This window comes from Mesorhizobium sp. P3_A2 (assembly GCF_056403115.1).
Genome location: NZ_JBFUGC010000002.1, coordinates 116,942 through 140,357 on the forward strand (window position 1 = coordinate 116,942; position 23,416 = coordinate 140,357).

Consider the following 23,416-nt stretch of genomic DNA (forward strand, 5'->3'; position numbering starts at 1 on the left):
GATCGTTAACTCCTGGTTGCCGGAGAGCCGACAACAGTCAGCCGGACCGAGTTGCAACCAATCAGAATTTGAACGTCACGCCAAGCTGAAGGTTTTGGGAATTCAGCTTGCCGTTTGAAAAAACGGCGTCGCCTTCGCGACTGGAATCGAAGTCGACACTGGAGACAGCCTTGAACCGGTAGCCAAAGTCGATGTCGATATTCTGCGCCAGCGCGTAGTTGACGCCGGCTCCCAATTGACCGGCGAAGCCCCACCCGCCCGACCCGTACCCATACGAGTGTCCGTCCCAATGGGTGTCGGCGGTTACATAGGCGGCGCCGAGGCCGCCGCCAGCGTAGACCGTGGCCTTCCCGAAATGAGCAACGTCAGCCCAGACGTTGGCTAGCAGATAGGTAGCGGACAAATTACCCGAGGCCGGGTACCCCGAAAAAGGACCCTCGGAATACGTGCTCGCCTTGTAGCGAGCATAGGACAGTTCACCTTCGACGCGGAATACGTCATTGAGCCGTTTGCCGACGGCCGCGCCGACGATGAAGCCGGTCTTGAAGTCCATGGAGAAGTCATTGTTGTAGTAGTCCGCGTGGGTCTTTACCTCACTGGGAAAGCTCGCGCCGCCGAACAGCGTGACATACCAAAGGTCCTGGGCAGCGGGGATTTCTACGGCCTCGGCGGCATGTGCAGAGGTCCAGCCGAGCGCCAGAGCTAACGTCGACACGCTGGCCATCAGGTTCAGTTTCATGGATACGCCATCCCACACCGAAATGCATCAGGCGACATCAGTCTCGGCCAATTGCCGAACTGTCAACCTTTGAACATGCAACTTGATTTTTCGGCCGAGATTAACAGCAATTCCAGTTGCAATACTGCAACAACCGGATTGTGGCATCATGATCGGCGCAAAGTTTGCGGCGGGCAGGTCATCAAGCTTTGCTTCAACCATAGCGAGACTTCAAAATGCGGCCGATCTGGACCAGATTCAGAAGCACAAAGAAAACGTTCCAGCCGACGACGTTCATGAGCGGCGCCGGCTGGCTATAGAAATACACGGCAAGACAGATTGCAGCCGCTGTGGTGAGAATCCTCAGCCGCAAAATGTCCAGCGTGAAGTAGGCGATCACATACAGGATGTTCGCCATGTTTATCAGAAGGTCCATGTCCCTGGTTCCAATGGGTGCTGGGTACTCAGACGAGACGGTCCTTGAAGTGTTCCCGAACGGCAAAGGCGATCGCACCGCGGCGAATGCCTATGTCCTTCAGGATATGGTCAGGCAGTTCCTGCAAGGCCCTCTCGGCCCTGCGTGCTCTCAGCCCGATCGAAACGCGCTTCAGGTAGTGAAACATTGCTTTCTCCATTCGTTGGAATCGCAGCGCATGGAAGGCGGCATGCCGCCCCAAGCGCCGTGCTGTTAATGTTTGCTGGTTGAATGACGCTGCCTCGCTTTGTTCACGCGAGGCAGCGACTGGAGGTCGTCAGGCGGCCGCCGTCATCGGATCGTTGCGAAGGATGACCGTGTCGGCGACGGGGTAGAATTCCTCACCGGGCATGCCGACGCGCTTGGCGTGATCCCGGATGGCCTCGCCGTCCTTGGCCTCGTAGATGCAGAAGGTGCCGATGCGCCCGTCGGGCTCGTGCACGACATAGCTGCGGATCCAGCTGACCGTGCCCGCCATCTGTTCCTTGGCGACCTTTGCCGATTTGGCGCCGGCGGCTTCGAGTTCCTGCAGGGATGCCCACGCGCTCGGGCGGCGGATAACAAACAGGTTCATGATCTTTCCCTTTCGATTTCGCGCCAACCTTTCGCCGGCGCTGATGATTGCCAGGCGTGTCTGCCTGGCTGGGGAAAAATTACCGTCGAGGGGGACTGATCGTCCTTATCGGGACCTGATCTCTGGCTGATCTTTCGATCAGGAGGCAGGCAGAATCAGAGGGTGAGTTCTTGCATGGAGCCATCGCCAGACGGCTGGCTCTCGCGGGAAAAGACACTGCGGAGCATTGCAGCTTCCTCTTCCAGGCGCCGTGATCCCAGATGGCGGGCCGATCTCTCTGCCGCTGTGATCTCCACTTTCGCCCCACTGACGTCGCCCGAACTCAACAATGCGCTGGCGAGCCGCAGCCGAACCCTTGCCGCGTGATAATCGACGCCTGCACTGGTCCATAGCTGCCGGGCCAACAGCAGAAGCCGATTGCCGTTCGGGTCGTCTGGCTCGCAAAGGGCCGCCTTGGTTTCGGCTATCAAGGCCTGCGTTGCCGGTTGCCGCCAACGCTCTGGCTGCGCATCGATTTCGTGGAGATAGATTGACGCCTGGGCTGAGCGCCCGCCGCGCGCCGCAATGCAGGCTGCGTTCACCAGCAGGTTTCCGCGCCGCTGCAGATGGAACCACGACATCCCTTGCAGAGCCCGATCGAGCGCGGCAAGCGCCCCGTCCAGATCGCCTGTTTCGAACAAAAGCACGGCATTGCCCGGCTCCGCGTCCCAGCCGAGTGCATAAGCCTGGTCGTAGTCGGCGCGCGCCGATGTGAGGTCGCCGATCATGGCGAAGATATCGCCGCGAACGCGGAAGCCTTCGCCGAGCGACCAGGACTCCTCGGCGGAGAGTTTGGGAAGCGCGTCGTTTATGCAGGTCAGGGCTTCAGGCAATATCTGCTGCGCCGCGACCACTTCGGCGCGATGAAGGTCACACGCGCCCGAGGTCTGCGCAAAACTTGCGGTGCACCAGCTTTCGAAGCCTTCGCTCCACTGGCGAGCACGGGGCCAATCGGCGTACGTCCTGCAGCTCCACAGGATGTTGCAGTAAACCAGACTACCGGTGATGGGGTCGACCTGGCTCGACAGAGCGATCGCCGCCGCGTGGTTTTGCTGCTCGCTGCCCTCCTCGATCTTGCCGAGGGCGAGGTTGAAAAACCCCTTGTATGTCAAAGTCAGAGCCCGCAGGCCGGGATCATCGCAATTTTCGGCTATCGCGTAAGCGGCTGATGCCAGTTGCAGCGCTTCCTCGGGACGGCCGCCCGAGGAAGCCAGGCGCGACCTCATCCACAGCAGATAGGCTTGCGTAGCATCGTCCGGCGACTGAGACAGAAGCGACGCAGCACGCTCCAGCCATCCCTCTGCAACGGCACCCGATCCGCGTTCGGCCTGGATCTTCGCGAGCGTGACAGCGGATCTGGCGGCGCGCGCGAAATCACCGACCTCGATATGAGCCGCCACCGCGCGGGCCAGCACTGGGATCGCCTCGGTCGGTCGTCCACCACATTCGACGACCAGAGCCCAGAGATCGACATCAGCAGGAGAGAGACCTTCATTGTCCGCCAAATGCGCGAAAAGTCTTGCAGCGGTGCTCCAATCGCGTGCCGCTGCCAGCCTGCGGGCCTCGGCAAGCATGTCGTCCCCTTGCAACGAGGCAGGCCGGACATAGCCCAGTCCCGGTTCATCCATGGCGAAGCGATAGCCGTGGCGAACGTAGCTGTGTATCGCGTCCTGCAGGCCGCCTGCTGCAAGCGCCTTGCGGGTGAGGCTGACCACGCGCTGAAGCGATGCTTCCGTCACGATAACATCGGGCCAAAGAGCCTCCATCAATTCGTCCTTGGGGACGACCCGGCCGGCGTTGCGCACCAGATACACCAGCAAATCAAAGACAAGCGGCTGGATCTTCTGCCCAACGCCGCCTAGCGTCAGTTTGCGCGCAGCTTCATCGAGTTCGAATTGTCCAAATGAGTGTCGCATCGCCTCATCCCGATGCAACAATCTACCTTATCAGCTTTGACTAGGGGAGAGGCCTGGGCCGAACGATAGCAAGGCTTAGGTTGGATCGGTAGCCAACGGCAGCTTTAGCGACAGCAACTGGCGGGCCGATTGGTGCGCCATCAATGGCTGAAGACGAGCGGCGGCGCGATGCGGTCGCGCCGCAGCCAGCGGGCCAGGAGCAGCACCGCCACCACCGCCAGACCCGACGCCAGGCCAATCCAGATGCCGACGCCGTGCAGGCCGAAATGGAAGGCGAGCAGCACACCGAGCGGCAGGCCTATGCCCCAATAGCCGATGGCGGCATAGATCATCGGCACCTTGGTGTCGTGCAGGCCGCGCAGCATGCCGGCGGCAACGGCTTGCGCGCCGTCGAAGATCTGGAACAGCGCGGCAAAGGCCAGGAACGACACGGCAAGCGCGATCACCCTGGCATTGACCGGATCGGTGATGTCGATGAAGGCGCTGATCAGCAGATGCGGCCACAGGACCATCACCAGCCCCATCAGCGCCATGAATGAGACGCCGATTACGAAGGCGGTCCAGCCGGCGCGCGAAACGCCCGCCGGGTTGCCGGCGCCATGCGCCAGGCCGACGCGCACCGTAACCGCCTGGTTGAGGCCTAGCGGCACCATGAAGGAGATCGAGGCAATCTGGATGGCGATGGCGTGCGCGGCAAGCGAATCCGCATCGATCAGGCCCATCAGCAGAGCTGCCGCGTTGAAGATCGTCACCTCGAAGGCGAGGATGCCGGCGATCGGCAGGCCAAGCCGCAGCAGGCCCTTGAAGCGTGGCCAGTCGGCGCGCCAGAAGCGCCCGAACAGGCGATAGCGGCGAAACTTCTTTTCCAGCATCACCACTGCCCCCAGGCCGCAGAACATCAGCGTGCTCGACAGCGTCGTGGCAAGTCCTGAGCCGGCAATGCCCATCGGGCGGACACCGAGATTGCCGTACATGAACACCCAGTTGAAGAGGGCGTTGCAGGCAACGGCGACAAAGACGATGACCAGCGCCCAGCCCGGCCGCTCCAGCGCCGAGATGAAGGAGCGCAGCACGATGTAGCCGTAGAAGGGCAGAACCGCCCATTCGAGCCAACGCAGATAGATGCCGGCTTGATGGGCTAGACGGGGCTCCTGTCCCATAGCCAGCAGAATGGCTTCACCATGCCAAAGCACGATCCAGATCGGGATCGCGATCAGGATTGCCAGCCACAGACCCTGGCGCACGGTGCGGCGCAGGTCGCGCACCGAATAGCGGCGGCGGCCAAGCTCGGTCGCCATCATCGGCGAGGTCGCCAGCATCAGGCCGAGGCCGAAGATCAGCGGCATGAAATAGAGGTTGGCGCCGAGCGCGCCGCTGGCCAGCGTGTCCGCTCCCAGACGCCCCATCATCATGACGTCGGTGGCGGTCATCGCGGTCTGGCCGAGATTGGTCAGCACCATCGGCCAGGCCAGCGCCAATGTCGCCCTGATTTCCTGACGCCAAAGATTTTCCGGCGCACGAGCGCCGGCTTCGATCGCAGACATTGTCCTGCTCTTTCCGATTGCGGCGCGTCGGCAATAGGCCGGAAGCCACACTTCCAAACGGCAAAACCTTCGGTTTCGCGGCGTTTGCGTCGTCTAATGAACGAAACGCGACATGAAGGCAAGGGAGGACGGGCTGGCAGCGATTGAGCCAGAGACCCTCCCACCCGGCTGTCCTTGGATCAGCCGATGCTCTCGCCGCCGTCGATGACCAGCGCCTGGCCGGTCATGAAGGATGAGCGGTCGGAGACGAGGAACAGGATCGCTTCGGCGATCTCTTCGGCGCTGGCCCAGCGCCCCATCGGGATCTTGGTGCGGACATAGGTCTCGATCGCTTCGCGCCCGCCCATTTGGGCGATGAACGGCTCGTTGAAGGGCGTGTCGACCCAGCCGGGACAGAGCGCGTTGACGCGCACATTGTGCCGGGCATAGTCGAGCGACATCTGCCTGGTCATCGCCACCACCGCATGTTTGGACGTGGCATAGGCGATCATCTCGCGGTCGTAGAACACGCCCGAATTCGAGGCCGTGTTGAGGATGACGCCGCCGCCTTGCGCGACCATCGCCGGCATGATCAGACGGGCGGCCAGAAACTGCGCCCGTACATTGATGCGCCAGGACGCATCCATGCCATCGACTTCGACCTCGGTCAGCGCCCCGCCGACCTGGATGCCGGCATGATTGTGCAGGATGTCGATCCGCCCGTGCTTGTCGAGCGTGCCAGCAATGAGTTGCTCGACAGCCGTGTCGTCAGCGACATCGGTCGCGATCGCTTCTGCCTGCCCGCCCGCCGCGCGGATGTCCGCCGCCGTCGCCTCGCCTCTGGCCTGATCCCGGTCGGCGATGACCACGACCGCGCCTTCCCTGGCCATGATCATCGCGCCGGCGCGGCCGATGCCGGAACCGGCGCCCGTTACCACGGCGATGCGGTCTTTGAGGATCATGGTGCGGCTTTCAGTTTGACGGCTTGCGCTGGCGCAGCTGCCATTGGGCAAGCACCACCAGCAGGACCGAGGCGACGAGCACGATCGTCGCAATGGCGTTGATTTCCGGGGTGACGCCGCGCCGGATCGAGGCGAAGACGTAGATCGGCAGTGTCGTCTGCGCGCCGGCAACGAAGAAGGCGACAATGAAATCATCGAAGGAGAAGGTGAAGGCGAGCAGGAAGCCGGCGACCACCGCCGGCATTATCTGCGGCAGGACAATCGAGCGGAAGGTGGTCAGCGGCGTCGCGTAGAGATCGCTCGAGGCCTCGACCAGATTGCGGTCGAGGCTGGCGAGACGCGTGCCGACGATCATCGTCACCAGCGCCATGGAAAACAGGCCATGCGCGGCGATGATCGACCCATAGCCGAGCGACAGCCGTGGTGGCTGGTCGTCAGGCCAGATCGAGGCGAGGAACGGGTTGAGCACGCCAAACAGCTGGACGAGCGCGACCAGTGTGGAGATGCCGATGACGACGCCGGGAACGACGATCGCCGCACCCATCAGCGCGTCGAAGACGGCGCGGGTTCTGACACCAACACGCGCCAGGCCGAGCGCCGCAGCCGTGCCGCACACGGCCGCCAGCAGCGCGCTGGTGGTGGCGATGAACAGGCTGTTCTTCAGCGCCTCGACCAGGAACGGGTTCGACAGCGCCGTGCCGTACCACTGCACCGAAAAGCCGGTGAACTCGCTGGCGTGACGGCCGGCGTTGAAAGAGAACAGCACGACCAGCGCGATCGGCAGATAGAGGAAGGCAAAGACAGCGGTGACGAAGGCGCGCATCAGATCAGGTCCACCCGTCGGGCGCCCGACACCCGTGTAGAGATGCGGTTTGCCGCTATCAGCACCACCACCGAAACCGCCACCAGCGTGATCGCGATGGCCGAGCCGAACGGCCAGTTGCGCGACTGCAGGAACAGGTCGACCAGCGCATTGCCGATGAAGAACACCTTGCCGCCGCCAAGCAGGGTCGGGATGAGGTATTCGCCGAGCAGCAGGATCATGACCAGCGAGAAGCCGGTCATCACGCCCGGCAGCGATAGCTTCAGGGTGACACCCAGAAAGGTCGAGAGCGGCGTCGCGCCGAGATCGGCTGAGGCTTCCAGCAATCGCCGGTCGAGCCGTTCCAGGCTGACATAGATCGGCAGGATCATCAGCGGCAAATAGCCGTAGACGATACCGAGCAGCACGGCGCCCGGCGTGTTGATCAGCCTGACATCCTCGATGCCGACGAACGCCAGCAGCGCCGGGATGCCGCGTCCGCCCAGAATGTACATCCAGGCATAGGTGCGCATCAGAAGGCTGGTCCAGAACGGAATGACGACGAGCGCCAGCAGGATCAGCCGCCAGCGTTGCGGCGCCTTGAGGGCAAGGTAGTAAGCGACCGGGTAGGCGACGAACAGACAGGCAAGCGCGCCCACCGGCGCCAGCATCATCGTGTTCCAGAAGGCGGTCGCCCGCGCCGGAAGATTGGCGTATTGCGCCAGCGTGAACGCGGCCTGATAGCCGCCCTCCGGCGCCCGCTCGCCGACGCTGAACACGGCAATGGCGATGAACGGCAACACCAGAAACACCACCAGCCACAGCGTGGCCGGAGCGAGCAGCAGCGCTGTCAGAAAATTATGCCTAAATCTGTTGCCGTGCATGAAAACCGCCCCGATGCCGGCGGACATATGCCCGCCGGTTGCTTGTCTCATTCAGGCCGGCCTCAAGCCGACTTGAATCGGGCCATCAGTTCGGCTCGGCCGGGATCGGTCAGCGTTGCCGCCGCGCCGAATTCCAGCGGCGTCAACAGGTCGGCCGCCGGATAGAGGATCGGATTGTCCAGCACTTCCTTGGGCAGTAGCTTGTTGACGCGTGCATCGATCGAGGGCGCGCCGTTGGCCAGATGCTCCTTCACCGCAACCTCAGGGGTCATCAGATAGTTGAGCAAGGCATAGCCGGCCGGCTTGTTCGGCGCGTCCTTCGGGATGGCGTAGAAGTCGGTCCAGATCTCGCCACCCTCCTTGCCCAGCACATAGGCGATCTCTGGAATGTCGCGATGCAGCTGCGCGCCGTCATTGGTCCAGCACATAGTCATCCAGGCGTCGCCCGCCCGCATGCCCGGCTGATAGTCGGATGAAACCGCGAACAGATGCGGCTTGACCTTGAGCAGCAGTTCCTCGGCCTTGGCGAGTTCGTCCTGCTTCAGCGAGTTGAAGGAATAGCCGTAATATTTCAGCGCGTTGCCGATGGTGGTCAGCTGATAGTCGTGCACCATGGTGCGGCCATCGCCCTCAGCCATGGCGGTGTCCCAGAACTCCTTCCAGCTGGTCATCGGCTTGGCCAGCTTCTTGGTGTTGACGGCAAAGCCGGTCGTGCCCCAGTTCTTCGGCACCGCGTAGGTCGTGCCGTCGATCGTGCCTTCCGAGGTGAAGCGTGGGTCTTCCTGCGAGCCGTCGAAATTCGGCAGCTTGGCCATGTCGAGCGGATCGATGATGCCGAGTTTCTTGTAGGTCGAGATGGTGTAATTGGTCGGCACGAACAGGCTCCAGCCCGAAGCGCCGGCCTGCAGCTTGGCCAGCATCTCCTCATTGGAGCCGAAGACGTTGACCTCGACGGCGACGCCGGTGTCCTTCTTGAAGTTTTCGAAGGTCTGTGGGTCGTGATAGTTCGGCCAGGTGGCGATCGACATGCGGTCGCCAAGGTTTTCGGCGGCAAAGGCCGGCGTCGGCATGATGCCGATCTCGCGCGCCATCACCGCGGTTGCGATGCCCAGGCCGGTGAGGCCGAGGAAGTCGCGGCGGCTGATCGAGCCGCGCTTCAAACGCATCAGTTGGTCGACGAATTTCTCAGGGCTTATCGGCAGTCCGTCACGATATGATTTCGACATTTTTTGCTACCCTCTGGTTGGTCCCGTTATTCTTGATCTCCGGAAACGCCAGCGGCGTCCCGGAGGCAAAGCCGATGGCGACGGGTTCACCCGGCTTGAAGAGATTGCCATGGCCGATCACATGGTCGGCCTTGGCCAGCAGCGTTCCGATGCCCTGAACCTCGATGGCGTATTCCGCGGTCGAGCCCAAAAAAATCCGGTTGCGCACGATGCCCTTGAAGGGGCCGCCTTCCGTGGCGCCGAGGCTGAGCGATTCAGGACGCAGGCTGACCGACACGGTCTCGCCCTGCTGCAAGGCCGTGCGCTTGCGCGCGGCAATGACGGTGCCGTCGGCGAGCGCCACGTTCACCAGATCGCCTGTATGCCCGGCGACCTTGCCGCTCAGCAGATTGGTCTTGCCGACGAAATCGGCGACGAACAGGTCGGCCGGCTCGTCATAGATCTCGCTCGGCTGCCCCAGCTGGACGATACGGCCGCCATTCATGACGCAGACGAAATCGCTCATCGACAGCGCTTCCTCCTGGTCGTGGGTGACCAGCACGAAGGTGATGCCGATCTCGCGCTGCAGGTTTTGCAGCTCGATCTGCATGTCGGTGCGCAGTTTCTTGTCGAGCGCCGCCAGCGGTTCGTCGAGCAGCAGCACCGCCGGCTTGTTGACCAGCGCGCGCGCCAGCGCCACGCGCTGCTGCTGGCCGCCGGAGAGTTCGTGGATCTTGCGGCCGCCATAGCCGGCGAGCCGCACCATTTCGAGGGCCTCGCCGGCGCGCCGGCCGATCTCCTGTGACGACAGGCGCGGCCGTGCCTGGCGCAGCCCGTAGGATACATTGGCTTCCACATCGAGATGCGGAAACAGCGCGTATTGCTGGAACACCATGTTGACCGGCCGGCGATAGGGCGGCGTACCGGCCATGTCCTGGCCGCGGATGAGCACCTGGCCTTCGCTCGGCTGCTCGAAGCCGCCGATCATGCGCAGGCATGTGGTCTTGCCGCAGCCGGACGGGCCGAGCAGGGCGACAAAGGCGGAGGGCGGAATGGCGAGATCGATGCCGGTGACCGCGGTCACCGCGCCATAGCGCTTGGTGACGCCGCGAAACTCGATGTCGGGCACTGCGGTCAAAGTGCTGGCCTCCAGCAACAGGGCTATTTCACGACGCTACCAGAGCCAATGGCGGCTAGTATATACCTCTCAGGTGGTATATCTAATCTATTTTCTCGTTTAAGGGGGTATAGGTTGAGTGTGTCCCGCAGCGACGAATACGCCCAGCTCGCTGCGCTTGTCGCGGCAACGCGAGAGACCAGCGGCGACCTGTTCGGCCAGGCAATGGTCGGCTGGCTGAGGCAGCATGTCAGCTTCGACCACTGCGTGATCTTCGGGTATCGCGGTGCGGCGCGACCGCCACTGCTGTTCGAAACCTTCTCGCCGGCCGAAAGCCATGTCTTCGTCACGCTCTATCAGGAAGGGCCCTATCTGCTTGACCCGTTCCACCACGCCGCTGTCGAGCGCAAGGAAGGGTTCTGGCGCATGCGCGAACTGGCGCCGGACCGCTTCTACGCCAGCGAATATTTTCGCTCCTACTACAGCCAGACGAAACTGGCCGAGGAGGTCGGCTTCTTCGTGCCACTGCCGGGAAAGGACGCGCTGGTGCTGTCGCTGATGCGATTGCGCGCTTCCGGGCCTTTCGGCACCGCGGATGCAAGGCTGCTGCGCGACATGGCGCCCGCGGTCGTCAACTTCGCCAGGCTGCGCTGGCCGCACCTTCCCATCGACGAACCGGTCGAGGCGAAACAGGACGAGACGATCGCAGCGGCCAACGAATTCGACCGCGCCCACATCTGGGAGAGCCTGTCGCTGACGCCGCGCGAAAAGCATGTCGTCGACCTGGTGCTGCAAGGGCATTCCACCGAATCGATCGCGAGAGCCATGCGCATCGTGCCGGGAACCGTGAAGGTTCACCGCCGCAACATCCATCGCAAGCTCGGCATCAAATCACAGGCCGGACTGTTCGCTCGTTTCATCGAGATCATCGAGAGCCGGCGTTGAATTCCAATGACAGACATCGTTCACTTGCCACTGACAGACTAGAGCGTTTCACCGTTTCAGGGAAACGGCGTAACCGCTCTATCTCTTTGTTTTTACGCAATTCCCGTCGGAAAACCGCTCACACTTTTCCTGGAATTGCTCTAGGAACTGTCCGAGACCGGATCGCATCCGGATTTCGCCCGGAGAGCGGACGATGGCATTCAGGCGCAGAAAGAACACGGCCGCGATCCCGCGCACGGTGCCTGCCTTCGAGCACATCGTCACCGAAGCGAGCGACAGTTTTCTGTGGCGCGTGGACGACTATCCCTGGGAGCGCAATGTCTGGAATTTCCATCCGGAATACGAAATCCATCTGCTGAGGAAGTCTTCCGGTGTCGTGCTGGTCGGCGACCATATCGGCGAGTTCGGACCGGGCTACCTGACCATCGTCGGCGGCGGGCTGCCGCATGACTGGGTAACGGCGGTGCAGCCGGGCGAGCTGATCGAAGGCCGCGACATCGTGCTGCAATTCGACCCGCAGCGGCTGCGCGGATCGGCTGGGTTGTTGCCGGAGCTGCGCGAGCTGGAGCCGTTCCTGGAGCGGTCGCTGCGCGGCATCGTCTTCCACGGCCAAACCGCGCTCGAAGGTGCCGCGCTGATGGAGCGGATGGGCACGGTGCACGGGCTCGCCCGGCTCTGCCTGTTCCTCGAGCTGGTCGACCTGCTGGCCAGGACCGACGAATACGAGCTTTTGTCGTCGCCGGATTTCTCACCCGCCCTCGATGCAACCTCGCTTGATATCATCCAGCGCACGCTGACCTATCTGTTCCAGCATTTCGCCGAGGACCTGAAGCTGCCGGAGGTGGCGGAACTGGCCGGCATGAGCGAAAGCACGTTTTCGCGCTTCTTCCAGAAGAACACCGGCAATTCCTTCAGTGACCACATCGCCAAGCTCCGGCTCTGGCAGGCCTGCAAGCTCCTGGCCGACACCGATATTCCGATCACCGACATCTGCTTCCAGGTCGGCTATATGAACATCTCCAACTTCAACCGCGCCTTTCTGCGCAAGCACAAGATGACGCCGTCATCCTATCGCAAGCTGTCGCGGCAGCGGCTGACGATGCGTGCCTGAAAACCGCCTTTCCCGGCCCATCGGTACTCACCTGACGGACACCGTCTCCATGGAGCCGGTTTTGCAGCGCACAATGCATAAAAGTACAGGTCTGCTGCAACGGGGCTTCTAGCGCGGCCTTTAGCAACTCCTCATTTTGGCGATGGGTGGCTTGTCGCTCGGGCGATGGCGAGGATCGCGCAATCCGAGGACTTCCGCTTCCTGCGACTGTTCCTGGAGGAGAAAATCAATGAAACCAATTCGGCTCGCTGCGAGCATAAGCGCAGCTTTCATGCTTACCACGACCCTCTCGACCATGGCGCTGGCGGCGCCGGTCTGCTCGGCGCCGGTCAAGGTGCTGGCGCAGCCGCGCGACGGCCTGACGCTGCTGGAAGAGTCCAAGGACGAGTTCCAGAAACTCGCCGGCGCCAGCTTCCAGATCGATTATCTCAACGAGAACGACCGCCGGGCAAAGTCGCGCGCGGATGCGTCCACCGTCGGCAACTACAACGTCTACTATGTTGACGAGGCCAATGTCGCTTTGTTCGCCTCGTCGAAATGGATCGTGCCGCTGGCCGACTATTATCCGGCTGATTACGACTATGCCGATTTCGATCCGGGCCGGCAGAAGGTCGCCACCTATGACGGCAAGGTCTGGTTCGCGCCGCTGACCGGCGGCGGCGACCTGATGGTCTACCGCAAGGACATTCTGGAGGCCGCCGGCATCCAGCCGCCGAAGACGCTGGACGAATTGATCGCCGACGTCCCGAAGCTGACCGACCCGGACAAGGGCATGTACGGCATTGCGTTGCGCGGCGCGCGTGGCTCGGGCGCCAATGTCTGGCGCTGGATGCCGTTCTTCAAGGCCTATGGCGGCAAGTGGTTCGATGGCGACAAGCCGGCTTTCAATTCCGGGGCTGCCGTCAAGGCGACCGAGACATACCTGAAGCTGTTCAAGGATTCGGCGCCCGGCACGCAGACCGGCAGCTGGGATGAATCGACGGGCGCCTTCCTGTCGGGCCAGGTTGCCATCCTCGTCGAATCCACACCGCTGTCGGGCATGGCGGTCGACCCGAAGACGTCGCAAGTGGTTGGCAAGATCGGCTTCCTGCCGCCGCCTTCGCCGCTCACCGGCGGCGGTTATGGCCATGGTCTTGCCATTGCTGCCAAGGCCAATGCCGATGACACCTCGAAGAAATGCGCCGGCCTGTTCATCGCCTGGGCGACGTCGAAGGAGAACGAGAAGCGCCGGCTCGACGCGCATCAGTTCGGCGAGCTCAACCGCACCAGCGTGCTTTCCAGCAAGGAATTCGCCGACATCTATGGCGCCGATCTCGGCCAGGCGCTCGCCGAAACCGGCAAGGTGACGGCGGTCAACTTCTGGCAGGATCCGCGCTGGCCGGATCTCGGCGACCGCTGGGGCATCATCCTGGAAGAGCTGGTCACCGGCACGCGCACCGACGTCAAGGGCGGCCTCGACGAGCTCGAAGCCTACGCCAACGAGCTGGTGAAAAAGAAGTAATCCTCCCGCCCGCGGTGCGCGGTCCACGGCATTCGATTGGATGCCGGGACCTGTGCGCCGCGGGTCTCCCGCCACTCCCGAAAGGCATAGCCCGAGGATAGGCAATGCGCCGACGTTCTTCCCTGCCCGTGACGTTTCTCGTTCCGACGCTCGCCATTCTCCTGGTGCTGTCGATGGTGCCGACGCTCTACGCCATCGTCATCGCGCTGCAGAACCGCGAACTGAGCTCGTCGGACTATTCCTGGGTCTGGCTGTCGAACTTCATCGATCTGTTCCTCGACCGGCGTTTCCTCAACGCGGTCTGGGTGTCGGTGAAATGGGAAATCGTCACCGTCGTGGCGACGATGGTGGTGGCGATCGGGCTCGGCGTGCTGATGTTCGAAGCGGCGTCGCCACGGCTGCGCAATTTCTACTGCCTGCTGTTCATCATCCCGGTGCTGTTGCCGCGCGTCTCGGCGGCCTTCGTGTGGAAGTTCGCCTATCATCCGCTCTACGGCATCGCCACCTACCCCTACCGGCTGATCACCGGCGGGCTGATCTTCGATCCGCTGTCCAAGCCATCGACGGCTTTGTTTGCGGTCGCCTCGGTCGATGTCTGGCAGTGGGGACTGTTCTTCGCCGTCATCGTGCTGAAGCTTTTGGAGACCTTGCCGCCGCAGCCGATCGAGGCGGCGCGGCTCGACCATGCCAAACGCTGGCAGATCCATGCCTATGTGACCTTGCCGATGCTGAAAGCGCCGCTGATCAGCCTGATGTTCGTCAAGATGATCGAGTCGTTGCGTTCCTTCGACCTGATCTATGTGATGACGCGCGGCGGGCCGGGCGTGGCGACCGAGACGCTCGACATGTACGCCTTCTCGCAAGGCTTCATCGAGTCCGGCAAGGTGTCCTACGCCTCGGCCATGGCGGTGCTGATGATGATCGCAACCGTCATCACCTTCACCATGCTGTGGAAGCGGGTGCAGGCATGAGACCCGGCCATTTGATCGCCAAAGCCATCCTGGCATTTGCCGGCTTCATGGCGGTGTTTCCGCTCGCCTGGACCGCGCTCAATTCGCTGAAGAACAATGTCGATATCATCACCCGCGTGCCGCGCCTGGTGTTTACGCCGACGTTTGACAACATCAGCTACATCATCGGCCGCGACAGCGTCATGACCGGGCTCTACAATTCGGTCATCGCCTGCGGCTGCGCGGTGCTGATCGGTGTCGTTCTCGGCCTGCCGGCGGCCTATGCGGTGGCGCGCTATCCCAACCGCTGGGCGGGCGATATCCAGTTCTTCGTGCTGTCGCTGCGCTTCCTGCCGCCGGTCGCTGTCGCCATTCCGCTGATGGTGATCTGGCTGCAGATCGGGCTCTACGACACTTTGCCGGCGCTGATCGTCACCTATTCGCTGCTCACCATCTCGGTGATCATGTGGCTTGCCATTCCCGCTTTCCAGGCGGTGCCGAAGGAAATCGAGGAAGCCGCCTTCGTCGACGGCTACGGCGCCTATTCGGTGTTCTGGCGGATCGCGCTGCCGGTTGCGGCGCGCTCGTTGATCGGCGCCGTCGCCTTCAGCTTCGTGCTGGTCTGGAACGAATTCCTGATCGCTCTGATGCTGTCCAGTTCCAACGCCAAAACCTTGCCGATCGTCGCTTCCGAACTGTCGCAGCAAGGCATGAATGTGCCGTGGGGCATCCTCAATGCCTCGGTCGTGCTGCTGTCGCTGCCGCCGCTGCTGTTCCTCGGCGTGCTCAGCGGCTTCCTGAATTCTGTTTTCCGGCAAAAAAAGACTTGATGCGAGGACTGACCGATGCGGGCACTGGTGCTTGAGAAAAAAGGCGAACTGTCGCTGCGCGAGATCGCGCTGCCGCTCGACGTCGGACCGGACGATGTCAAAATCGCCATCCACACGGTCGGCGTCTGCGGCAGCGACGTGCACTATTATACGCATGGCGCCATTGGCAGCTATGTCGTGCGAGCCCCTATGGTGCTCGGCCATGAAGCCTCCGGAACGATCGTCGAGGTGGGTGCCAATGTGGAGACGTTCAAGGTCGGCGACCGCGTCTGCATGGAGCCCGGCGTACCAAACCTGTCGTCGCGCGCGACAAGGCTCGGCATCTACAATGTCGATCCCGACGTCAGCTTCTGGGCAACGCCGCCGGTGCATGGTGTGCTTGCTCCTCAAGCGGTGCATCCGGCCGCCTTCACCTACAGACTGCCCGACAATGTCTCCTTTGCCGAAGGGGCGATGGTCGAGCCTTTTGCCATCGGCATGCAGGCGGCAAGCCGCGCCCGCATCGTGCCGGGCGATGTCGCCGTCGTCGTCGGCTGCGGCCCGATCGGCATCATGATCGCGCTGGCTGCACTCGCCGGTGGCTGCTCGAAAGTGCTGATCTCCGATTTCTCGGCGCCCAAGCTCGAGATTGCTGCGCAATACGCCGGCATCGTGCCGGTCAATGTCGGCGAGCAATCGCTGGCCGATGCCGTAGCGGCTGCGACCGACAATTGGGGCGCGGACATCGTCTTCGAGGCTAGCGGCAGCCCGAAGGCCTTTGCCAACCTGTTCGATGTCGTGCGGCCCGGCGGCGCGGTGGTGCTGGTCGGGTTGCCGGTCGAGCCGGTCAGCCTGAACGTTCCGGCAGCGATCTCCAAGGAAGTGCGCATCGAGACGGTGTTCCGCTACGCCAACATCTTCGACCGCGCGCTGCAGCTGATCGCTTCTGGCAAGGTCGACCTCAAGCCGCTGATCACCGGCACCTATGCCTTTGCCGACAGCATCAAGGCCTTCGAGCGGGCGGCGCAAGGCAACCCGCAAGACGTCAAGCTGCAAATCCTGCTCACCGGCGAGAAGGGCTGATCATGTCCGCGATCGTTTGTTCCCATGTCGACAAGGCCTACGGCGCCACCACCGTCATCCGCGATCTCAATCTCTCGATCGAGGAGCATGAATTCGTCGTCTTCCTCGGGCCTTCCGGCTGCGGCAAGTCGACCTTGTTGAGGATGCTGGCCGGGCTGGAGGATATCAGCGGCGGCGAGGTGTCGATCGGCGGCAGAGTGGTCAACGATCTCGAACCCGGCGATCGCGGCATCGCCATGGTGTTCCAGAACTATGCGCTCTACCCGCATATGACGATCTTCGACAACATCGCCTTCGGCCTCAAGCGGCAGAAGGTGCCCGCCGCCGAGATCCAGAAGCGGGTCGAGGCGGTGGCAAAGACGCTGGGCCTCGAGCCCTACCTCGCCCGCAAGCCGACGGAGCTTTCCGGCGGCCAGCAGCAGCGCGTGGCGATTGCGCGCGCCATGATCAAGACGCCAAAGGTGTTCCTGTTCGACGAGCCGCTGTCCAATCTCGACGCCAAACTGCGCAACCATATGCGGGTCGAGATCGCCCGGCTGCATCAGTCGCTGAAGACCACCACCGTCTACGTCACCCACGACCAGCTCGAAGCGATGACGCTGGCGGACCGCATCGTTTTGCTCAAGGACGGCGTCATCGAGCAGATCGGCTCACCGGCCGAGATTTACAGGCAGCCGGGCAATCTGTTCGTCGCCGGCTTCATCGGCACGCCGAACATGAATTTCATCGACGTGGCGGTCGGTCGGAAGGACGACCGCTGGGCGCTGACCGGCGCCGGCACGACCTTTTCCATCGAAGGCTCCGGCTTCGACCTGCGAGGCGTCCATCGCGCGGTGCTTGGGGTCCGGCCTCCGGACCTGAAGACCGCCGACGCCGGGGACAGCACCAACCTCCTGCAAGGCACTGCCGATCTCATTGAGTTCCATGGCAATGACGCGCTGGTGACGTTCGCCTGTGGCGGCAAGGAGGTCAGCGCGCTGGTGCCGGCCCGCGAATGCCCGGTGTTGCGCACGCCTGTGCGTTATACATTCGAGGAGGAGAGCGTCCACCTGTTCGACGCGACGTCCGGTGTATCCTTGCGCAGAGCGCAGAAGCCTAGCTGATGGCGTCGAGCGCCTGCCGCTGGCGGTGCATTTCGAGAAAGATCTTGTAGTCGCGGTCGAAGCGGCCTGAAGCGGCCGGGTTCGAGGCGCGCGTCCTGCCGCCTTGCTGCATGGCGACGCAGGCGGCGTTCAGGTCCGGAAACAGTGCGGCGGCGGTGGCAGCGACCATGCCGGTGCCGAGGAGCACCGCTTCGTCGGCCAGCGGTTCGATCACAGCGCAGCCGGTAGCGTCGGCATAGAGCTCCATCAGCAACGGGTTCTTGGTGTGACCGCCGGTGACATGCAGCGTGTCGATGAGATAGCCATTCTCGTTCAGCGCCTCCAGCACGTGGCGCACGCCGAGCGCGATGCCGACGGCGGTGCGCCAATAGAGCTTGCACAGGCTGTCGAAGGAGGAATCCAGCGTCAGCCCGCTGACGACGCCGACGGCATGCGGATCGGCAAGCGGCGAGCGGTTGCCGTGGAAATCCGGCAGCACATGCAGCCTGGCGGCCAGCTTGTCGCCCTCGGCGGCGCGCAGTTCGGCGACGCGCCTGGCGATCTTGGCATGCATGGCGGCGTCCGGCTCACCGCCGGCGCCGTGCCAGCGGATGATATGATCGAGCAGCGCGCCGGTGGCCGACTGGCCGCCTTCCGACAGCCACAGCTTCGGCAATGCGGCGCCATAGTACGGGCCCCAGACGCCGGCAAAGGGCTGCGGGTCGGGCGACATCGCCATGACGCAGCTCGATGTGCCGGCGATCAGCGCCAGATGGCGACCGATATTCTGTTGATCGCCGGCAAAGCCACCGAGCACGCCAAGCGCGCCGGCATAGGCGTCGATGACGCCGGCGCCGACCCGGCAGTTCTCGGTCAGACCAAGCTCCGCCGCGGCGTCAGCCGAGAGCATGCCTATATCGGCGCCAACCGCACTCGCCTTCTCCGGCAGGTTGCCGTGCTCAAACAGATCGCTTAGCCCGACAGTCTCGAAGAAGTCGCGACGCCAGCCGGTTTCTTCGTGCGCGAGATAGGTCCATTTGGCGGTCAGCGTGCATTGCGAACGCGCCAGCGAACCGGTCGCCTTCCAGGTCAGGAAATCGGTGAGATCAAATAGATAGCCGGCTTCATGCCATGTGCCGGGCAGATTGCGCTTCAGCCACATCAGCTTCGGCGTCGCCATCTCGGGTGACATGACGCCGCCGATATAGTCGAGCACGGCGTGGCCGCTTGCCGTGCATTCGTCGGCTTCGGCGATGGCGCGGTGGTCGAGCCAGACGATGGTGTCCCAGCGCCGCTCGCCCGTCACCGACACACTGAGCTGGCCGCCATCCCTGTTCAGCACCACCAGCGAGCAGGTGGCGTCGAACGACATGCCGACAATGTCTTCAGCTGACACGCCTGCTTTTTCGCGCGCGGCGCGCACCGCGATGCACACTGCCGACCAGATATCCTGCGAATTGTGCTCGGCGTGATCGACCTTCGGCTGGTTCATGACGATCGGATGCTCGGCGCGGCCGAGCAAGGTGCCTGACGTGTCGAGAATGCCCGCGCGGGCGCTCCCGGTGCCGACATCGACCGCGCAAACGAAGCTTTTCGTCAAGATGCTTTTACTCTCGCTCCCAGGCCTGCAATCAGATCGGGCAATTGCAGCATGTCAGCGAATATAAAGTCCGGTTCACTCGACGCAAGCCGCGCTTTCAAGGCCGGGTTGCCGGCGTGCGAGCCGCCGGTGAAGGCAAAGACGCGCATGCCGGCAGCCCGAGCCGCGGCGATGCCGGCCGGGCTGTCCTCGACGACAAGGCAGCTGCTCGGATGGGCCCGCATCGAGGCGGCGGCGTGGAGAAAAAGATCCGGCGCCGGCTTGCCGCGCGCGACCATGGCGGCGCTGAACAGATGCGGCTCGAGCAGGCCAAGCAGACCGGTGACGTCGAGCGCATAGCGGATGCGGTCGAGCGTGCCCGAGGAGGCGACGCAGCAGGGTGCGCCGAGCCTCGGCAGGATGTCACTGACGCCGGGTATCGGTTTCAGCTCCTCGCGGAATTTGCGCATCAGTTCGACACGCATGTCGGTCAAATGGCTGTCGGTGATGTCTACGCGGAAGTCACGGCCGAGGATTTCGCGCACGCTCTTCATGCTCTTGCCTAGGAAATGCTCGTAGGCCGTATCCTCGCTGATCGAGCCGCCGGCAGCAGAGATCATTCCGAGCAAAGCCGAGACGGACAGCGCCTCGCTGTCGACCAGCACGCCGTCACAGTCGAAGATGACCAGTTCGGGCGTCATTGCGGCTCGCGTCAGAGCTTGCCGGCGATGTAGCGCGTCAGCGTCGCGCGCGCGCCATTTGCCCACAACACGTTGAGCGCATGGGCGAAAGCCTCGGCAAACGGCGCCGAGCGGCCGACATCGCCATAGATGTCCTCCATCGCAAGCCAGGCGCCAGGCTTGTCCTTCGCCGCCTTGGCGGTGGCCTGCAGCCTGTCCCAGCTCGGATCGTTGGCTTCAATGACGGCGCCACTGTCGGTGGTGCCGAAGCAGTAGCGGCACCACAGTGCCGATTCCAGCGCCAGCCCGGCGACGCCCTTTCCGGCCTTCAGCCGGTCGGCGATGGTCGGGATGATGAATTTCGGTTGCCGGTTGGAACCATCGAGGCAAAGCCTTCGGATGGTGTCGCCGATCTTGGGGTTGGAGAAGCGGTGCTCGATAAGCTGGTAGTAGTCTTCCAGCACCGTGTTGGGCACCGGCGGCACGGTCGGAATGATCTCGTCATGTTCGAGCTTGGCCAGGAAGCCGCGCACCAGCGGCTCCTGCATCGCCTCGTGGACGAAATGGATGTCCATCAGTCCCGCGGGATAGGCGATGGTGGCATGGCCGCCATTGAGGATGCGGATCTTCATCAGCTCATAGGGCGCGACATCCTTGACGAATTGCACGCCGACCTTTTCCAGCGGCGGGCGGCCGTCGGTGAAATGATCCTCCAGCACCCATTGCTTGAACGGCTCGCAGAACACCGGCCAATTGTCCTCGAGGCCGAACTCCGTGGCCAGGATGCCGCGCTCGCGATCTGAGGTCGCAGGTGTGATGCGGTCGACCATGCCGTTCGGAAAGGCGACGTTGTCGCTGACCCAGTTGGCCAGATCCTCATCGATCAGGCGGGCGAGGCCGATGACGCCGTCCGACGTGACATGGCCGTTGTGGGGGATGTTGTCGCAGGACATGACGGTGAACGGCACGATGCCGTCGGCGCGGCGGCGCATCAGCCCGGCCAGGATGAGGCCGAACACTGTCTTCGGCGTCGTGCCGGCCTGCGCATCGGCGACGATGTCGGGATGGGTCGGGTTGAACTTGCCCGACGCCGGATCGATGAAATAGCCGCCTTCGGTGATGGTCAGCGAAACGATCTTGATGGCCGGATCGGCAAGCTGGTCGATGATGGCATCGGCATCGCCGGGCGTCAGGAAGTCGATCATGGCGCCGGTAACGCGGGCGCTCATATGGTCGGAATCCTGCTCGACCACGGTGGTCAGCCAGTCCTGCTCCTGCAGCTTGGAACGGCCGACCTTCTCGCCCTCGAAGACGCCGGCGCCGATCAGCGCCCAATCATGGCCAACGCCCGCATTGAAGAGGTCGTCGAGATAGACGGCCTGGTGCGAGCGATGAAAATTGCCGACGCCGAAATGGACGATGCCGGCTTTGAGCGCAGTGCGATCGTATTTCGGGCCGGCGACCTCTGGGGGAAGCTTGGCGAGGACGGAAGACGAGAGTTTCATGGTCATCTGCTTTTACCCTTTGGCCGGGCTGCGGCCTGCGTAATCCCGGCCTCTTCTCCCCGTGGAGGGACGGGGAGAAGAGTGCCTTCGCCCCTCAACTCATCCACTGGCCACCATCGACATTGTAGGTCTGGGCGACGATGTATTCGGCGTCATCGCTGGCCAGGAACACGGCCATGCCGGTCAGGTCCTCCGGCTTGCCCATGCGGCCGTAAGGCACGCCCTCGCCGACCAGCCGCTTCTTCTCGCCCTTCGGCCGGTTCTCATACTTGGCGAACAGCGCGTCGACCTCATCCCACATATCGCTGTCGACGACGCCCGGCGCGATGCCATTGACGTTGATGCGGTGCTTGATCAGGTCGAGCCCCGCCGATTGGGTCAGCGAGATGACCGCGGCCTTGGTGGCGCAGTAGACACCGACCAGCGGCTCGCCGCGCCGTCCGGCCTGGCTGGCGATGTTGATGATCTTGCCGCCCTTGCCGTGTGCAATCATTGAGCGGGCTGCGGCCTGCAGCATGAACAGCGTACCGGCGACATTGACCGAGAACAGTCTGTCGTAGCTCGCCTTCGATATTTCGACGATCGGCGCCAGGTCGAACAAAGCGGCGTTGTTGATCAGTATGTCGAGGCCGCCGGTTCTTGTCTCGACCGCCTTGACCGCCGCCTCGATCGAAGCGAGGTCGGAGACGTCGAGCCTGACCGCATAGGCCTTGGCGCCAATCTCGGAGGCTGTCTTTTCGGCAGCCGCCAGATTGATATCGGCAATGGCAACGGTCGCGCCCTCGCGCACATAGGCTTCGGCGAAGGCCCTGCCAATGCCGCGCGCGGATCCGGTGATCAGCGCCGATTTGCCTTTCAGCCTCACTGCGTCAGCGCCTTTCCGTCGGGGCCGAAGCGATGCATCCGAACCTTGTCGGGCGTGAGGTAAATGGTGTCGCCGTGACGGACAGGCATTTCGCCGTCGGCGCGCACGGTCAGCGTGCCGACGCCATCGGCCTGGACGTGCAGGAAGGTGTCGGATCCGAGATGTTCGGCAACGCCAACAGTGGCTTTCCAGTCGCCCGCCGTGGTCGAGATGTTCATGTGCTCGGGACGGATGCCAATGGTCTTGGCGTTGTATTTGGCGGCCGGCGCACCTTCGATCAGGTTCATCTTCGGCGAACCGATGAAGCCGGCGACGAACAGGTTCTTCGGCGACTTGTAGAGCTCCATCGGCGAGCCGACCTGCTCGATGTTGCCGGCGTTGAGCACGACGATCTTGTCGGCCATGGTCATGGCTTCGATCTGGTCGTGGGTGACGTAGATCATCGTCGTCTTGAGCTGATGGTGCAGCTCGCTTATTTCCAGCCGCATGGTGCCGCGCAGTGCGGCATCAAGGTTGGACAGCGGTTCGTCGAACAGGAAGGCCGAGGGCTGGCGCACGATGGCGCGCCCGATGGCGACGCGCTGGCGCTGGCCGCCGGAGAGCTGGCCGGGCCGGCGCTCGAGGTAGTTGGTGAGGTTCAGCACGCGCGCGGCGTCCTTCACCTTCCTGTCGATGGTCGCTACATCCTCGCCGGCCATCTTCAGCGGGAAGCCGATGTTCTTGGCCACCGTCATATGCGGGTAGAGCGCATAGGACTGGAACACCATGGCCAGCTTGCGTTTGGCCGGCGCCTCGCCGGTGACGTCACGGCCATCGATGTTGATGCTGCCGCCGCTGGTGTCCTCGAGGCCGGCGATGAGGCGCAGCAGCGTGGACTTGCCGCAACCCGACGGACCGACGAAGACGACGAACTCGCCATTCTCGATGACCAGGTCGAGACCCGGAATGATGACCGTCGATCCGAAATGCTTGGAGACGTTCTTGAGCGTGATGTTTCCCATGGTTTCCTCCCCGAGGGGTAACTGTTTGGTTCTACGCAATTCCGAACGGAAAACCGCTACACACTTTTCCTGGAATTGCTTTCGCCGATT

General features: G+C 63.0%; 24 protein-coding genes. 7 read left to right on the forward strand and 17 right to left on the reverse strand.

What is annotated here, in order from left to right:
- Positions 1–61: 61 nt before the first annotated feature.
- From AC1DXM_RS04990 to AC1DXM_RS05045, 12 genes are all read right to left on the reverse strand, one after another.
- On the reverse strand, positions 62–739 hold the full coding sequence (locus AC1DXM_RS04990; RefSeq protein ID WP_477232064.1) for an outer membrane protein: 678 nt from the start codon (positions 737–739) through the stop codon (positions 62–64).
- Between the two features lie 27 nt (positions 740–766).
- Positions 767–940, reverse strand: coding sequence for a hypothetical protein (locus AC1DXM_RS04995; protein WP_477232065.1), 174 nt, complete (start codon positions 938–940; stop codon positions 767–769).
- A complete protein-coding gene (locus AC1DXM_RS05000; protein ID WP_112560017.1) occupies positions 933–1,154 on the reverse strand; it encodes a hypothetical protein in 222 nt (73 codons plus the stop codon). The genes AC1DXM_RS04995 and AC1DXM_RS05000 overlap by 8 nt, the downstream gene beginning before the upstream one ends.
- Before the next feature lie 28 nt (positions 1,155–1,182).
- Positions 1,183–1,341, reverse strand: coding sequence for a DUF1127 domain-containing protein (locus AC1DXM_RS05005; protein ID WP_112560041.1), 159 nt, complete (start codon positions 1,339–1,341; stop codon positions 1,183–1,185).
- A gap of 129 nt (positions 1,342–1,470) precedes the next feature.
- The gene (locus tag AC1DXM_RS05010) at positions 1,471–1,767 is read right to left on the reverse strand and encodes a nickel-binding protein (protein ID WP_112560016.1); all 297 of its coding nucleotides are present in this window, start codon (positions 1,765–1,767) and stop codon (positions 1,471–1,473) included.
- Between the two features lie 155 nt (positions 1,768–1,922).
- Positions 1,923–3,722 (reverse strand): winged helix-turn-helix domain-containing protein, encoded by a 1,800-nt coding sequence (locus tag AC1DXM_RS05015; protein ID WP_477232066.1) that lies wholly within the window; start codon positions 3,720–3,722, stop codon positions 1,923–1,925.
- A 140-nt stretch (positions 3,723–3,862) separates the two neighbouring features.
- A complete protein-coding gene (locus AC1DXM_RS05020; protein WP_477232067.1) occupies positions 3,863–5,266 on the reverse strand; it encodes an MATE family efflux transporter in 1,404 nt (467 codons plus the stop codon).
- A 179-nt stretch (positions 5,267–5,445) separates the two neighbouring features.
- Positions 5,446–6,207 (reverse strand): SDR family NAD(P)-dependent oxidoreductase, encoded by a 762-nt coding sequence (locus AC1DXM_RS05025; protein ID WP_477232068.1) that lies wholly within the window; start codon positions 6,205–6,207, stop codon positions 5,446–5,448.
- Positions 6,208–6,217: 10 nt separating this feature from the next.
- Entirely contained in the window at positions 6,218–7,030 is an 813-nt protein-coding gene (locus tag AC1DXM_RS05030) for an ABC transporter permease (RefSeq protein WP_477232069.1), read from the reverse strand.
- Positions 7,030–7,893: an ABC transporter permease gene (locus tag AC1DXM_RS05035; protein ID WP_477232461.1), complete on the reverse strand. Its 864-nt coding sequence runs from the start codon at positions 7,891–7,893 to the stop codon at positions 7,030–7,032. The genes AC1DXM_RS05030 and AC1DXM_RS05035 overlap by 1 nt, the downstream gene beginning before the upstream one ends.
- Before the next feature lie 62 nt (positions 7,894–7,955).
- Positions 7,956–9,119, reverse strand: coding sequence for an ABC transporter substrate-binding protein (locus tag AC1DXM_RS05040; protein ID WP_477232070.1), 1,164 nt, complete (start codon positions 9,117–9,119; stop codon positions 7,956–7,958).
- Positions 9,100–10,236 (reverse strand): ABC transporter ATP-binding protein, encoded by a 1,137-nt coding sequence (locus AC1DXM_RS05045; protein WP_477232071.1) that lies wholly within the window; start codon positions 10,234–10,236, stop codon positions 9,100–9,102. The genes AC1DXM_RS05040 and AC1DXM_RS05045 overlap by 20 nt, the downstream gene beginning before the upstream one ends.
- Positions 10,237–10,356: 120 nt before the next feature.
- On the opposite strand from AC1DXM_RS05045, the gene AC1DXM_RS05050 reads away from it, so the two are divergent.
- The 7 genes from AC1DXM_RS05050 to AC1DXM_RS05080 all read left to right on the forward strand — a co-directional run bounded on the left by AC1DXM_RS05050 (position 10,357) and on the right by AC1DXM_RS05080 (position 17,717).
- Entirely contained in the window at positions 10,357–11,160 is an 804-nt protein-coding gene (locus AC1DXM_RS05050; RefSeq protein ID WP_477232462.1) for a helix-turn-helix transcriptional regulator, read from the forward strand.
- Between the two features lie 193 nt (positions 11,161–11,353).
- Positions 11,354–12,271 (forward strand): AraC family transcriptional regulator, encoded by a 918-nt coding sequence (locus AC1DXM_RS05055; protein WP_477232072.1) that lies wholly within the window; start codon positions 11,354–11,356, stop codon positions 12,269–12,271.
- A gap of 229 nt (positions 12,272–12,500) precedes the next feature.
- Positions 12,501–13,772, forward strand: coding sequence for an ABC transporter substrate-binding protein (locus AC1DXM_RS05060; RefSeq protein ID WP_477232073.1), 1,272 nt, complete (start codon positions 12,501–12,503; stop codon positions 13,770–13,772).
- Positions 13,773–13,876: 104 nt separating this feature from the next.
- The gene (locus AC1DXM_RS05065) at positions 13,877–14,743 is read left to right on the forward strand and encodes a carbohydrate ABC transporter permease (protein WP_477232074.1); all 867 of its coding nucleotides are present in this window, start codon (positions 13,877–13,879) and stop codon (positions 14,741–14,743) included.
- The gene (locus AC1DXM_RS05070) at positions 14,740–15,552 is read left to right on the forward strand and encodes a carbohydrate ABC transporter permease (RefSeq protein WP_477232075.1); all 813 of its coding nucleotides are present in this window, start codon (positions 14,740–14,742) and stop codon (positions 15,550–15,552) included. The genes AC1DXM_RS05065 and AC1DXM_RS05070 overlap by 4 nt, the downstream gene beginning before the upstream one ends.
- 15 nt (positions 15,553–15,567) lie before the next feature.
- On the forward strand, positions 15,568–16,614 hold the full coding sequence (locus tag AC1DXM_RS05075) for an NAD(P)-dependent alcohol dehydrogenase (protein WP_477232076.1): 1,047 nt from the start codon (positions 15,568–15,570) through the stop codon (positions 16,612–16,614).
- 2 nt (positions 16,615–16,616) lie between these two features.
- On the forward strand, positions 16,617–17,717 hold the full coding sequence (locus AC1DXM_RS05080) for an ABC transporter ATP-binding protein (RefSeq protein WP_477232077.1): 1,101 nt from the start codon (positions 16,617–16,619) through the stop codon (positions 17,715–17,717).
- Here the strand turns inward: AC1DXM_RS05080 and AC1DXM_RS05085 are convergent.
- The 5 genes from AC1DXM_RS05085 to AC1DXM_RS05105 form a co-directional block, all read right to left on the reverse strand.
- A complete protein-coding gene (locus AC1DXM_RS05085; protein WP_477232078.1) occupies positions 17,710–19,296 on the reverse strand; it encodes an FGGY-family carbohydrate kinase in 1,587 nt (528 codons plus the stop codon). The two genes, AC1DXM_RS05080 and AC1DXM_RS05085, sit on opposite strands and share 8 nt — an antisense overlap.
- Positions 19,293–19,976: an HAD family hydrolase gene (locus AC1DXM_RS05090; protein WP_477232079.1), complete on the reverse strand. Its 684-nt coding sequence runs from the start codon at positions 19,974–19,976 to the stop codon at positions 19,293–19,295. The genes AC1DXM_RS05085 and AC1DXM_RS05090 overlap by 4 nt, the downstream gene beginning before the upstream one ends.
- Before the next feature lie 11 nt (positions 19,977–19,987).
- Positions 19,988–21,466 (reverse strand): mannitol dehydrogenase family protein, encoded by a 1,479-nt coding sequence (locus AC1DXM_RS05095; protein ID WP_477232080.1) that lies wholly within the window; start codon positions 21,464–21,466, stop codon positions 19,988–19,990.
- An 88-nt stretch (positions 21,467–21,554) separates the two neighbouring features.
- Positions 21,555–22,325, reverse strand: a complete 771-nt coding sequence (locus tag AC1DXM_RS05100) for an L-iditol 2-dehydrogenase (RefSeq protein WP_477232081.1) — start codon at positions 22,323–22,325, stop codon at positions 21,555–21,557.
- Positions 22,322–23,326: an ABC transporter ATP-binding protein gene (locus AC1DXM_RS05105; RefSeq protein ID WP_477232082.1), complete on the reverse strand. Its 1,005-nt coding sequence runs from the start codon at positions 23,324–23,326 to the stop codon at positions 22,322–22,324. Before AC1DXM_RS05105 ends, AC1DXM_RS05100 begins: the two co-directional genes overlap by 4 nt.
- Between the last annotated feature and the right edge of the window lie 90 nt (positions 23,327–23,416).